The sequence below is a fragment of the Paenibacillus sp. PL91 genome, from assembly GCF_012935325.2.
GTDB lineage: Bacteria > Bacillota > Bacilli > Paenibacillales > Paenibacillaceae > Pristimantibacillus.
In genome coordinates, this window is record NZ_JABBYG020000004.1 from 71,403 (window position 1) to 84,348 (window position 12,946).

Sequence of the window (12,946 nt, forward strand, 5' to 3'; positions counted from 1 at the left end):
AGGGAATTGCATAGCGCGAAGGAATGGAATGCCAATCGTGAATTACAAGCAGCTGCCGGAGGCTCTGCTGATCTAGACGGACGAAGGATGCTGTTAAGCGGGGAGAAGAAGAAAGCTGGTCTTTTACCAATGGTCTGAAGAGACGGGCTGGTTGCTGGCGGTCGTGATCTCGAAGAAGGAGCTGTTCGAATCTATGAGGCAGTTCACTGTAACGGCCGCTGCGCTTACCTTGGCGATACTCTTCTTCACTCTACTGTTCTCTTATTATACTGCGCAAAAAATAACGAGGCCGATTGCCAGATTGCATTCCTCCATAAAAAAATCGATCTGAACGGCACGGTTCAACCGAAGCGCCATGTCGACAGCGGTATAAACGAAATCGAGGCGCTGAATCTTGCCTTCCAGAACATGCAAGCGAAATTGCAAAGCTCCGTCGATAAGCTGTTGTATTCGCAATCCCAGGAGATCAGCGCAGTCAGTATTAATTGGCAGGTTGTTTGTTCAGTATGGAAAGTTTATACTGTTTGGCAGTTAAGCAGGTGTAAACAGGAAGGGGAAGGAAATATGATGAGTCCGATTAACCATGATTCACTAAGACGTGCCGTTCCGCCAGGGTATGACCAGTACAGGGAAGATATTGCCCGCGGCAAAATAGAAACGGTTGAATATTTCTCTATGACGGTGGGATGCAAGCGCAAAACGATGATTTACATCCCTCCAGGTTATTCTGATGGTCAAAGGGGTTATAACGTTCTTTATTTATTGCACGGTATCGGCGGGGACGAGGCGGAATGGTACAATCATGCGGGGCCGCAAGTGATTCTTGATAATTTGTATGCAGACTGCAAGCTTGCGCCCATGATTGTGGTCCTACCTAACGGCCGTGCAATGCAGAACGACCGGGCGGAGGGGAATTTATTCGACGCGGATAAATTAAAGGCGTTCGAGAATTTCGAATCCGATTTGCTTCATGATCTCATCCCTTATGTGGAATCGAACTATACGGTTCTGACGGGGAGAGAGAACCGTGCTCTGGCCGGTTTATCGATGGGAGGAGGACAATCGCTCAATATCGGATTAGGCAATCTAGATCAATTTGCTTGGATTGGGGTTTTTTCCTCCGCACCTAACACGAAGGAACCCGTATTGCTTGTCCCGAATCCCGAAGAAGCGGCGGCTAAGCTCAGAATGCTCTGGCTGTCATGCGGGCTTCTGGACAATCTTAAGCATGTCAGTGACCGGACACATGCCTATTTGGAGAGGAACAATGTGCCCCATATTTGGTACGAGGAGAGCGGCGGCCACGATTGGCCGGTTTGGAAAAACGATTTATACCATTTTTCCCAACTTATTTTTAGATAACGTGCAGCGGCTGCTGCAAAAGTCTGATCTAATCTAAAGCAAGAACACAAGATGAATGGAATCAATTAAGGCAGCCGACGAGTTTGGCTGCTTTTTTTTGTAAAAAGTAAAGATTCGATAACATTATCAATAATTGCATCTTGATTTTTACGTGAATAATCAGGGAGAATAATAATTATTCATGAATATTTCGTTGCCGAGAAATGGGGTTGTCATCGTGCGGAAGCGAATTGGGAGCAAGGCTGCAATAATGCTTGCCGTATCAATGTTAGTGCAGACACTGGCGGCATGCGAGGACCAGCGTCCAACTGATGAGCTGGATAAGAGGGGTGCGGAAGAAGCGATCTATTCGGACCCAGGCCTAGCCAAATATAATCCTCCGATAGAGATTTCGCTCGTACGGAATGTAAATGAAGATTTCACCGACTTGATCAGCAATTTTCCGGGAGAGACTCTCGAGGATAATCGTTGGGACCGGCTCTACGAGGATGTGCTGGGCATTCGGGTAAAGTACGAATGGACTGCCAAAGATGATCTCTATCATCAGAAATTAGGCTCGGCGTTGGCATCGGGCAACATTCCCGATATCGTAAGAGTGAATGCACAGCAACTTCGGCAGTTGGCCAACGAAGGATTAATTCAGAATTTGAGCGACGTGTATGAACACTATGCGGCACCGTTCACCAAGGACGTACTGAGCCAGGAAGGAACTGGACCGTTCGAAGCGGCAACTATAGACGGAAAGCTGATGGCCATTCCGGAAACATCGGCATCGATCGAAGGCGCCCAATTTTTGTGGATACGAACCGATTGGCTGGATCGGCTTAATCTTAAGCCTCCGAAGACGATAAATGACCTGCTCGCTATTTCGAAAGCGTTTACAGAAAACGATCCCGACGGGAACGGCAAGGATGACACGTATGGGCTGGCGCTGACGCAATATTTGTGGGATCCCGTCATGGGTGCGTTAGACTTTATGGCGGGCTACGGAGCTTATCCGAATATTTGGCTCGAGGATGATACCGGCAAACTCGTGAATGGAGCTGTACAGCCTGAAGTGAAGCAGGCGCTCGCGGTGCTTCAGCGAATGTACCGCGACGGACAGATCGATCCGGAATTCGCTCTGAAGGACGGCCGCAAAGAAAAGGCGCTGATCGCTGAAGGGAAAATCGGCATCATGTACGGCGAACAATGGGGGTCCTTCGTTGTTCAATCGAGCTATGAGAAAGACTCAGATGCGGATTGGCAGCCGTACCCGATTGTGTCGGCCACAGGTGAGCTGTCCAAGGTGCCGCTCCGATTTGCGACTACGCAATTTTTGGCCGTCAAGAAGGGCGTTCAGCATCCGGAAGCGATCGTAAAGATGATCAATTTGCATCTGGAGAAAAATTGGGGCGTTACGGCCGAATACGAAACGTACTATAGTACCCCATATCCGGCGTGGCAGCTCTCGCCCGTTACTCCCGCCCCTTTGCGCAAAAATTACGAGGCATTTCTCCAATTAGAGGAGTTCCGGATCACGGAAGACGAAGCCGTGCTCCATGATGAAGCCAAAGCGATTCAAAAAAACATCGATGCCTATCGGACTAGAAACGACATTACGGGATGGGGCTGGGAACGTACCTATGGCCCGAAGGGGGCGTACTCAATATTTAGAAAATACGAAAAAAACAATCAACTGTTATTCGAGAGCTTCGTAGGCGTTCCGACGGAAGCGATCATCGAGAAGCAATCGATTTTGGACGAGTTGAAAAACAAAACGTTCATGAACATTATTCTCGGAAGACCTATCGAGGAATTTGACCGTTTCGTCGAGGAATGGCATCGACTGGGTGGGACGGAAATGACGAGCGAGGTCAACGATTGGCATGCGGAGAAGGGCCGAAAGACGCAGTAAGCGTGAGCTTCGATCGCGATCCTCACGTATTCGCTCCATGGACAAAGCTCTTTCGAGGGGTTGTGTAAGATTGCTTAAAATACCGGTCAATTCCATGCGCCACGCCTTGTTTCTTAGGCTTGTCATCATGCATCTCGTAGTGATTTTGCCTATCATTATTCTTGGCGTTTATTTGTATAACTGGAGCTACACCAACGCGAGCCAGGACATTTCGAGGAACACCTTGGCGCAGCTCTCATCGTATTTGGAAGACATGAACCGCGAGGTAGAATGGCTGGAGGTCCAGCAGTTCGATATGCTGCAGGAGGGAGAGCTTACGAAGGTCGCGGTAACATGGGATATGATGGACAGCGTCGAGAAGAAGGAAAGCATGGATTATTTGATTCATCGGCTCACTTCCATTAGGAACAGCAGCGCTTATATGAAGGATATATACGTTCATATCCCCTCGATTGGCAAAACGCTATCGTTCGGCAATGCTGTTCACGATCTTGAACAAGGAAGGTATGACCAAATTCGGGCTTTGTCGGAAAGAAGCGGGGCAAAACGTCTGATCAGACAGGGCGATTCGCTTCATCTTAGCGCTTCCAAGTACGGTGGGAAGAAGGGAGAAGAGCCGCTTTACATCGTTCAGATCGAGCTTGATACGGCGAAGCTGAAGGAATCGCTAAACCAGCTGAGCGTTTATCCCGAGAGCGGCTCATTCCTTATCGCTGAAGATGCGGATTTCACCCTGCTCGGCAGCGATAAATCACCCCATATTCTGAACGAATATTTGCAAACGCTGCAGCTTTCGGAAGAACGTACGATGCAATTAAAAGCAGATGGACGAACCTACCATATCGACAAAGCGAAATCGTCTGAATTGGGCCTTGCGGTCGTGACTTATTTGCCGGAGGAAACGGTGAAGAGGCCTCTTAACAAGTTCAATAAGTGGGCATGGCTCTTCACGGCAACCTCGATTCTTGCGATCGTCGTCTACTCGCTCTCGACTTACCGGCTCGTTCATCGGCCGCTGCTGCTGCTTGTTCAGAGCTTCCGCAGAATGGAAGGCGGGACGCTGGATATCCAGATTGAACACGAGAATAAAGATGAATTCGGTTATTTGTACGATCGATTCAATCAGATGCTGAACAAACTGCAGTTGCTGATTGACCAGGATTTCAAGCAGAAGCTCATGATGCAGAAGGCTGAGCTGAAGCAGCTGCAGTCCCAGATTAACCCTCACTTTCTATATAACAGCTTCTTCATACTCAATTCGCTTGCCAAGACGGGCGATACGGAGCGTATCGAGCTGTTCACCAATATGCTCGGCGAATATTTTAGGTTCATTACGCGCAACGGGGAAGATAACGTCTACTTATCCGAAGAAATCAAGCATGCCAGGATGTATACCGAGATCCAGAAGCTTCGGTTCTCAAGACGCATCAGTGTGCAATTCGACGAACTTCCGAAGGAAATGGAGCGTATTCGCGTACCAAGGCTTATTGTTCAACCGATCATCGAGAATGCATACGAGCATAGTCTCGAGAAAATGTCGGAGGAGGGTTTTCTTCGCGTCTCGTTCGAGAGGGATGAGTCGGATTGGTTGATCGTCGTCGAGGACAACGGAAGTCAGATTGACGACGCTGCCATTCAAACGTTAAACGACCAAACGACGAACAACGGCGAAGCGCATGAAATGACAGGCATCATTAATATTCATCGCCGGATTATGCTGACGTACGGAGAAGGCAGCGGTTTATTTTTATCCAGAAGCAAGTTGAATGGCTTGCGAGTCGAAATACGGATAAATCCAAAGGAGGCGGATGGAGATGCACCGATTGTTGATCGTCGATGACGAGGAAATTATTACAGACGGCCTCTATGAAGTGTTAAGCAATCTCATGCCGGATCAATTGGACGTATGCAAAGCTTATTCGGCCAAGGAAGCGTTGAATTGGATGGCACGAACGCGCATCGATATCGTCTTGACCGATATCGCAATGCCGGGTAAGAACGGTTTGGAATTGTCTGAAGAAATTTTGATGTATTGGCCGAGGTGCAAAGTTATTTTTCTTACCGGCCATAGCGAATTTGATTATGCCTACAGAGCTTTCCAGCTGCCGGACGTCCGTTATTTGCTCAAGACGGAAGGCTATGCGAAAGTGACGGAGGCTATACGGGGCGCATTGCTCGACATTCAGCGCAGCAATCTCGAGAGCATGCTGCTGGAGCAATCACGCGAGCAGAAGTATGCCTATGAATTTATGGCGCAAGGGGATTACATGAGGCAGCTGCTGCAAGAGAGCGCCGCTCTCTGCGCAGAGCAAGGACGAGTCATCGAGGAATTTGGCCATCTGAATATTGGTTTGAATCCGATGAATCCCGTAATGCTGGTGCTTGCTCGTCTATCGTACCCAACTGGGATGACGTATACGGAGAGAAACAAGCTCCTTGTTTCAGCGAGAACGGTATGGGATTCCTATCTGATGGATCACGCCGATAGTATTGGCATCGTTGATAGGCATGACGACCTGATGTGGTTTATTCAGCCGTCCAGAGAGGCAAGCGGGAAACAAAGCGGAGACTTTATCCGCTATATGGAGGGAGTGCTCGAGCTTGTCCAGGAAGCGTGCCTGACGTCTCTCGGATTAGAGATTACGTTGACAATAAGCGGTGCAAGCTGCGATTGGATGGCAGTCACGCAGCAATATGAAAGGCTGCGCCAGCTGCAGCAGTTGAAGATCGGCGACGGCATTTCCATGATTTTGCGGGATCGCGACGAGAACATGGACGGCTTCGGCGGTAAAGAAGCATTCGTACCGAGCCGCAAGGCGGAGATCATGGCAGCGCATTTGGAAGCGGGCCGAGCGGACGAGTTCCATGCGGATTGGGATCAGTTTTCGAGGGCTGCGCTGCAATATAACGAGCATGCGCAGCGATCGATTGAAGCGTACTATTCCGTTGCCCTGATGCTTTATTCTTGCTTGAACCGTCTGGGACTCCAAAATCGCCTCGACGATCACGGGAAGCTGATGCGACTCGATTGTCATGCTTCTATGAAGGATGGATTTGCCTATTTGAAGCAAACGGCGGAAGCGATCTTCCGCTACAAGCAGAGCGACGAGCGGGATAGAACCTCGCAAGTGATCGACCGGATCAGCCAGTATATCGACGAGCATCTTAGCGAAGATTTATCCTTAGTACGACTGGCTGAAATTCATTACTTCAATCCTTCCTATCTATCGCGCTTCTTCAAACAGGAACGAGGCATTAATCTATCCGAATATATCGACACTTGCCGAGCCAGAAGGGCGAAAAAACTTCTGCGTGACAACGATCTGAAGGTCAGGGAGGTCGCCGTGTCGGTCGGGTATGAAGCGGCCCATTCGTTTACACGTTTCTTCAAGAAGGTAACAGGCATGACGCCCCAGGAGTACCGCGATTCTCTTAGCGTCATCTAACATATTAATAAAGCGAAAGTATAAGCACGATACTTATACTTTCGCTTTTTTTTATTGTATTCTGCTCAGCCGCATAGATGCAAAAACTGGAATTGTGGGGGTGAATACACAGAATTTGACAGATCGTGAACATACCGTGGAGACGATAAATTAATGTAACAGAGAGGGGGAGCGATTATGAGCATCGCAATACGGAGAAAAAACATGTTGTCCGATGAAGAAAGCGGCGATCGTCTCCCTCGAGTTAGCAAGGGAGACGATCGCCGCTTCTGTTTATTATCGCGCAGTCGATTAATAAATGCGGTAATTGCCGCTTAATGCCAGCAGGCTGAAGAAGTACAGGCAATTGTCGTAATAACGCCGAACGCCGGTACGCAAGGGGGTGTTCCAGAACAAATGGACAAAATGAGCGGCCTCCGGACCGTCCGCGGAAAGCGATGCCATCGCATTCGTCGCCAGAAGCCCGACCGGATGCAGCGAAGGTTCTTCGAATGCCTTCCCGTCGATCGTGTAACGGCGATAATCGGATACGTCGATATCGCGGAAGAACGCTTGGATACGATTCGACTGTTCGACTTGCCACGGATCCTTGCGGAACCATTCATAATCAAGACCGATGTTCGCCGCAACGCGGTAAGCGTCACTGAAGAAATGCCGGTAGTCGCCGTGCGGCTGGGGTACGGCAGGCGTCCCGTCATAGTTCGCGTATTCGGGCGAGAGTCCCGTTACGGGATGGCAGGCGGTTTGCAAATAAGCGCGGCTTGCCGAGGCGGCTTCCCTCCAGAAGCGTCTATCCTGCTCGTCCGCATGAAGCGCGAACAAGTCGTAGAAATGCGGCAGATGATAAGAAGGGTCGCTGAACGGCGATTCCGGTATGAACTTAATCAGCTTGGTAGCAGGATCCCACATCGGATCGCCTTCGCCGTTCTCTCCTTGATGCACGCATGCGCGCAAAATCGTCCTCGCTTGGTCGGAATAGTCGAACGGCTCCGGCCCGTCACCCCAGCGATTCGAGGCGAAGATCAGAGCCATGGCGAAAAACTCTTCCCCGTCCGGTGCCGGCCCCTGGGAGATGCGGGTACCGTCAGGCTTGCAGTGCCAAGCGAAATAGTGCTGGTAGCGGCCTTCCTTATGCTGCATGAACGTCTTCGCATAATTCCAGAGACGGTCGAATTCTCCCTTCTTGTTCATTTGCACGGCCATCATCATGCCGTAGGACATGCCTTCGGATCGAACGTCCGAATTGCCTGTATCTAGGAGATAACCTTTATCGTCACCCAAAGGATAATAGATTCGCAAGTCAGCGTGGCCATAAAACAATTCGTCCCATGCCTGCTCGAGTCTGGCGTGTATTTCCTGTTCGGAATATCCGAGCTCCTTGAACAGATTCCTGTACTTGGCTGTGTGGAAAGCTCCTTTTTTCACTTCAGACACGGTCGTAACCTCCATTGTCAATCATTTATGCCCATCATAGCATGTTCGTTAGTTAAGAAATTAAAGCGTTTACTTTGAAAACTATAGCGTTTCCGATTTTTCGAAGAGAGAGGGTTACCTGCATGCATAGCGTAATCATTGTCGACGACGAAATATATTTTGGCAAAGGCTTTATAGGATTGGGAAGGAAACGGCTATCAAGTGATAGGCGAGGCTGACAACGGAGAGGACGGCGATGATCCGGGGTAAAAATTCCGATTTGGTCATTCGGATGCCCGTTCTGGACGGTCTTTCCTTAATTCAGGCGGCAGATGAGGAGATGCTCGATACGGAATTTGTCATTGGGAATCCGCAGGTGCCGCAGCGGAGGATTGGATGGAGCATGAGACGGCATTTGGATCTCGAACTTTCACGTACACGCTGATCGAGCTGAGCAATGTTCACCCATGGAGCGATAAGAAACAGCCATCGAAGGAAGAGCGGCGGGCAAGTATTCGGGATTCGGTGCGGCAGCTGGTCGGGCAACGAAGACGATCATCGCTTCCGTGCCGGTTATCATTGTATATCCGGTCTTGCAAAAGTACTTTGTCAAGGCATGATAGTCGGCGGCGTCAAAGGCTGAGTGTATAGTCCAACTGCAAATGACGCTGAGCTCAAGCACCCCAGATGGGTGCCTGAGCTGTTGCTGCGCACTGAAACCTAGAACTTGACGGGTAATGACTAAGAGATAGGCAGGTTGTTCCTGGCTCTGGTTGACCTTACTATGTTCAGTAATAGGGAAAGAGGTGAGCCTGCTGACATATAGAAGGCGTATCGGGTTCGTCGCAGCGCTGGCCGCGGCTGCCGCGGCCATTTTTCTCATCTACCAATCGCAGGATGGCCTGAACGAATCAAAACCCAAGCCGACACCTGTTGCGTTGTCGGCTTATCTGAAGGAAGGGACGGTAGAGTTAAGCAAGAAGAAGGATACGACCTATGAAGTGAAATTATTGATGGACGACTTCCCAGATGGGGCAGAAGTTGTTCAAATTCGCGCGCTGCTGAACATTCCAGCCGCATTCGAGGTTGATGCAATCGTTCCGAACCCGAGCAACATACCGGTGGCAGCCGTCGCGTTCCAGCCTGTAAAGGGTGGTATGGAACTTCGAATCGGCAATGACGACGGCTCGGTAATTTCATTTGCCAACCTGGATGGCAGCAAAGAGCTGGCAACAATTACATTAAAACAAAAACGGGAGTTGATTGTGAGAATGAAAGAAGAGTTGAAAGTAAGCAGCCTGGAAATCGTGGAATCCGATCATAAAAGCAAGGCGTATGACGTTAGCGGAGCATCCTCCGCGATGAGCTATGAACCGCCCGCAAGCGCGATCGGCAAGCTTCCTCAGAACGGAAATCCGATCGTTTCGCATAAATTTGGCGCCGATCCTTACGCGATCGTCTACAATGACCGCGTCTATATCTACAGCACATACGACGTGCTGGAGTACGACGAGGCCGGCGAAGTGAAGGATAACACATACGGGTCAATCAACCGGCTGTCTATCGTTTCCTCCTCGGATTTGATGAACTGGACGGACCATGGCTTCATCGTAGTGGCTGGTCGAGAAGGCGAAGCGAAGTGGGCGACGCAATCCTGGGCGCCGGCAGCGGCTCATAAGGTGATTGACGGCAAGGACAAGTTCTTCCTGTACTTTGCAAATAACGCCAGCGGCATTGGCGTGCTAACGAGCGACAGCCCGACCGGACCTTGGATCGATCCAATCGGCAAGCCGCTTATTTCAAGATCGGCGCCGGCTGCAGAGGGCGTGACCTGGCTGTTCGATCCTGCTGTATTGGTCGATGACGACGGCAAGGCCTATATTTATTTCGGCGGAGGCGTTCCTGAGGGCAAGGATGAGAAGCCGGATACGGCGCGCGTTATGCAGCTTGGCGAAGATATGATCAGCGTTATCGGGGAAGCGGCCGTTATTCCAGCGCCGTTCATGTTCGAGGATGCCGGCATCAATAAAGTTGGCGGCACTTATTATTATACGTATTGCTCGAACTTCTACGGGGGTGCTCGTCCGGAGGGAAGTCCGCCGGCTGGCGAAATCGCCTACATGACGAGCGATCATCCGATGGGCCCGTGGGCGTACCAAGGAACGATTCTCAAAAATCCCGGCCACTTCTTCGGCGTTGGCGGCAATAATCACCATGCGATGTTCCAGTTCCATAGCGAGTGGTATATCGCCTATCATGCACAAACGTTGTCCAAGGCGATGGGCGTTCCGAAAGGCTATCGTTCGACGCATCTGAACAAAGTAAGCTTCAGCGAGGACGGTGCAATTCAAGAAATCGAAGCCGACTTAAAGGGCGTTCCGCAGCTGAATAAGCTTAATCCATTCGTTCGCGTGGAGGCGGAGACGCTTGCATGGAGCGCGGGCATAGATGCGCTGCCGCTGCAGATGGACGATAGAGGAACGGCAGTCGTAGAGGTTGCCATTGCAGGTATCCATAACGGCGATTGGACGGCGGTATCTTCAGTGGACTTTGGCGAGGGAGCTTCCACGTTCTCTGCGTCAGTAGCAGGAGGAAGCGACGATGCCGTCATCGAGCTTCGGCTAGACAGTCCGGATGGTGACCTGATTGGCTCGCTTGCCGTGCCGAAGGCATACGGCTCTGGAAGTTGGACTGAAGTGAAAACGGCGGTCGCAGGCGCCGAAGGCGTTCACGATCTGTACTTCGTGTTCAAAGGCAAGGACGATACGGAACTGTTCACATTCAATGCCTGGCAGTTCGGCAAATAAAGCAGCATATGTGATTTGAGCAGCGCCAGTCGGGTTATCCGGCTGGCGCTGTTCGTTTCATTTCATGAAGTCCCGATCACGCCTCTGTGCAAGAGCTTATTTGATCTTACCCCACCAACCTATCTTTTATAGGGTGAACGAACAAGAAACGAACAGGTACTTCTCCAGAAATGAAAACGTTAAAATGAATAGTGATCAATAATGAAATCTAGAAAAAACGAGGAGGTTAGCGATGTCGGCGAAGATAGGGTTACCGAGTGAAGCAAGTGGCGAGTCGATACTGAAGGCGATCAGCCTTAAGCGGACATTCGGCAAAGGCAATGCCGCCGTCACCGCGTTATCGGACGTCCATTTGGATATAAGAGCCGGATCGATGGTGGCGCTCAAAGGCAGATCCGGCTCAGGCAAGACGACATTGCTGAATATGCTTAGCGCGCTTGATGAGCCCACGGAAGGACAGGTGTTCTTTCAAGGTAGAGAAATTACGCGCATGCCTGGCAAGGAGAGAAGCGCTATAAGACGCAAGGAAATCGGCCTCGTATTTCAGTCTTTCGGGCTCATTCCGCTCATGAATGCATACGAGAACGTTGAATTCGGTCTGCGCGTTGCAGGTACGCCGTTCAAGGGCAATCGGGAGGCGGCTGAACGGGCTCTGGAGCAGGTTGGGATGAAGGAGAGAATGAAGCATCGCCCGGCCGAGCTTTCCGGCGGCGAGCAGCAGCGCGTGGCGATCGCACGAGCAATTGCTCATGAACCCGTGCTGCTTATTGCGGACGAGCCGACGGCCGAGCTAGATAGCAGGATGGGCATTCAAGTGATGCGGGTATTCCGAGAACTCGTCAATCGTTCCGGCATGACTGTCGTTCTAACGACGCATGACCCGGACATCATGGAGCTAGTCGATCATGTCATTTCATTGGAGGATGGAACAATTGTACCGCATACGAACATCGAATAACGGAAGCGGACGGACGTTAACGGCAACGCGACGAGCTGCAATCGCGATAACCGCGATGCTGGCGCTGTCCGGATGCGGACTGCTCCCTGCCGAGCAGCAAGCATTGCAGCCTCCGCTCGTACAGCCCGCGCAAGAGCAGCTGGATATCGTGGAAGCAAGCCGTGGATCCATTCAGACGTATCTCAAAGGCACGGCTCATTTCGTCTCCTCGAGCGCGGAGAACTTGTCATTCAAGGAGTCGGGAGGCCGGCTCAAATCGATAAAAGTGACGATCGGTCAAGTAGTGAAGGCTGGCGATCTGCTCGTGGAGCAGGAAACGGGAGATCTTGAGCTTCAGGTTAGTCTGCAACGTCTTAACGTGGAACGGGCGCAGCTGATGTATAAGGAAGCTATTGTCTCTGAAGCAACGCCGACTGATCAGCGTCTGCGTGAAATCGATCTTGAACGCGAAATAATATCGCTGCAGTCGATGGAGTCGCGCCTCGCAAAATCCCGGCTGTATGCATCGATTTCGGGGACGGTAACCTTCGTGGAAACGCTGAATGCGGGTGATTTTGTAAATGCTTATCATTCCATCGTTTCGATTGCGGATACGTCTCGCATACAGCTTACGTATGTCGCGGGTGACATGAAGGAAGTACTACCGGTCGAAGCGGGCATGCCCGTCAATCTGAAGTACAAGGGCAAGTCTTACACGGGCAATGTGCTGCAATCGCCTTCCAATGTACCGATCGGATCGGACGGCGCCAAGGCCGAGCGAAATGCGGTAACGATCTACATGAGCATGGACAATGCACCGGCCGGCATCCATATTGGCGACAGCGCCGAACTTACGATCGAGCTTCAGAAGCGCGAAAACGTCATCGTTCTGCCTCGCTCGGCAATTCGTTCTTATATGGGACGTTATTACGTGCAGGTAGCGGAAGGCGAGCGTCGCAAAGAGGTCGACGTCGAGGTAGGTCTGATGACGCCGACTGAAGCCGAAATCGCCAAAGGGCTCGAGGAAGGCCAGCAGGTTATTCTGAACAACTAACAAACAACGAAGACCAGTTACAAATAAGTA

11 protein-coding genes and 1 pseudogene are annotated in these 12,946 nt (G+C 50.8%); 9 read left to right on the forward strand and 3 right to left on the reverse strand.

Going from position 1 to position 12,946, the window contains the following annotated elements:
* Window positions 1–123 precede the first annotated feature (123 nt).
* Together HI950_RS36385 and HI950_RS11705 are read right to left on the reverse strand one after the other, a co-directional pair.
* Window positions 124–249: a hypothetical protein gene (locus HI950_RS36385; protein WP_262985697.1), complete on the reverse strand. Its 126-nt coding sequence runs from the start codon at window positions 247–249 to the stop codon at window positions 124–126.
* A 15-nt stretch (window positions 250–264) separates the two neighbouring features.
* Window positions 265–456 (reverse strand): hypothetical protein, encoded by a 192-nt coding sequence (locus HI950_RS11705; RefSeq protein WP_169082553.1) that lies wholly within the window; start codon window positions 454–456, stop codon window positions 265–267.
* Window positions 457–564: 108 nt separating this feature from the next.
* On the opposite strand from HI950_RS11705, the gene HI950_RS11710 reads away from it, so the two are divergent.
* The 4 genes from HI950_RS11710 (at window position 565) to HI950_RS11725 (ending at window position 6,705) form a co-directional block, all read left to right on the forward strand.
* Window positions 565–1,362, forward strand: a complete 798-nt coding sequence (locus HI950_RS11710; RefSeq protein ID WP_223285232.1) for an alpha/beta hydrolase — start codon at window positions 565–567, stop codon at window positions 1,360–1,362.
* A gap of 181 nt (window positions 1,363–1,543) precedes the next feature.
* Window positions 1,544–3,259 carry an extracellular solute-binding protein gene (locus tag HI950_RS11715; protein ID WP_223285233.1) on the forward strand — a complete coding sequence of 572 codons (1,716 nt, stop codon included), beginning with the start codon at window positions 1,544–1,546 and terminating at the stop codon, window positions 3,257–3,259.
* 70 nt (window positions 3,260–3,329) lie between these two features.
* On the forward strand, window positions 3,330–5,099 hold the full coding sequence (locus tag HI950_RS11720; RefSeq protein WP_223285234.1) for a sensor histidine kinase: 1,770 nt from the start codon (window positions 3,330–3,332) through the stop codon (window positions 5,097–5,099).
* Window positions 5,074–6,705 carry a helix-turn-helix domain-containing protein gene (locus HI950_RS11725; RefSeq protein WP_169082551.1) on the forward strand — a complete coding sequence of 544 codons (1,632 nt, stop codon included), beginning with the start codon at window positions 5,074–5,076 and terminating at the stop codon, window positions 6,703–6,705. The genes HI950_RS11720 and HI950_RS11725 overlap by 26 nt, the downstream gene beginning before the upstream one ends.
* A gap of 291 nt (window positions 6,706–6,996) precedes the next feature.
* On the opposite strand, the gene HI950_RS11730 is transcribed toward HI950_RS11725, so the two are convergent.
* Complete coding sequence (locus HI950_RS11730) at window positions 6,997–8,154, reverse strand: family 8 glycosyl hydrolase (RefSeq protein ID WP_169082822.1); 1,158 nt, start codon at window positions 8,152–8,154, stop codon at window positions 6,997–6,999.
* Window positions 8,155–8,374: 220 nt separating this feature from the next.
* Here HI950_RS11730 and HI950_RS11735 point away from each other — a divergent pair, with 220 nt between their 5' ends.
* From HI950_RS11735 to HI950_RS11755, 5 genes and pseudogenes are all read left to right on the forward strand, one after another.
* Window positions 8,375–8,563, forward strand: a complete 189-nt coding sequence (locus HI950_RS11735) for a response regulator (protein WP_169082550.1) — start codon at window positions 8,375–8,377, stop codon at window positions 8,561–8,563.
* 94 nt (window positions 8,564–8,657) lie between these two features.
* Window positions 8,658–8,761, forward strand: a pseudogene (locus HI950_RS36660) (carbohydrate ABC transporter permease); the annotation flags it as partial.
* Window positions 8,762–8,924: 163 nt separating this feature from the next.
* On the forward strand, window positions 8,925–10,925 hold the full coding sequence (locus HI950_RS11745) for a glycoside hydrolase family 43 protein (RefSeq protein ID WP_317618339.1): 2,001 nt from the start codon (window positions 8,925–8,927) through the stop codon (window positions 10,923–10,925).
* Window positions 10,926–11,157: 232 nt separating this feature from the next.
* Window positions 11,158–11,883 carry an ABC transporter ATP-binding protein gene (locus HI950_RS11750; protein ID WP_169082549.1) on the forward strand — a complete coding sequence of 242 codons (726 nt, stop codon included), beginning with the start codon at window positions 11,158–11,160 and terminating at the stop codon, window positions 11,881–11,883.
* Window positions 11,858–12,916 carry an efflux RND transporter periplasmic adaptor subunit gene (locus HI950_RS11755; protein WP_223285236.1) on the forward strand — a complete coding sequence of 353 codons (1,059 nt, stop codon included), beginning with the start codon at window positions 11,858–11,860 and terminating at the stop codon, window positions 12,914–12,916. Before HI950_RS11750 ends, HI950_RS11755 begins: the two co-directional genes overlap by 26 nt.
* Window positions 12,917–12,946 lie beyond the last annotated feature (30 nt).

What these genes read in the sequence shown, in the direction of transcription:
- HI950_RS11710 (WP_223285232.1), top strand. Translation starts at nt 565, where the DNA reads ATGATGAGTCCGATTAACCATGATTCACTAAGACGTGCCGTTCCGCCA.
- HI950_RS11715 (WP_223285233.1), top strand. Translation starts at nt 1,544, where the DNA reads ATGAATATTTCGTTGCCGAGAAATGGGGTTGTCATCGTGCGGAAGCGA.
- HI950_RS11725 (WP_169082551.1), top strand. Translation starts at nt 5,074, where the DNA reads ATGCACCGATTGTTGATCGTCGATGACGAGGAAATTATTACAGACGGC.
- HI950_RS11730 (WP_169082822.1), bottom strand. Translation starts at nt 8,154, where the DNA reads ATGGAGGTTACGACCGTGTCTGAAGTGAAAAAAGGAGCTTTCCACACA.
- HI950_RS11735 (WP_169082550.1), top strand. Translation starts at nt 8,375, where the DNA reads ATGATCCGGGGTAAAAATTCCGATTTGGTCATTCGGATGCCCGTTCTG.
- HI950_RS11750 (WP_169082549.1), top strand. Translation starts at nt 11,158, where the DNA reads ATGTCGGCGAAGATAGGGTTACCGAGTGAAGCAAGTGGCGAGTCGATA.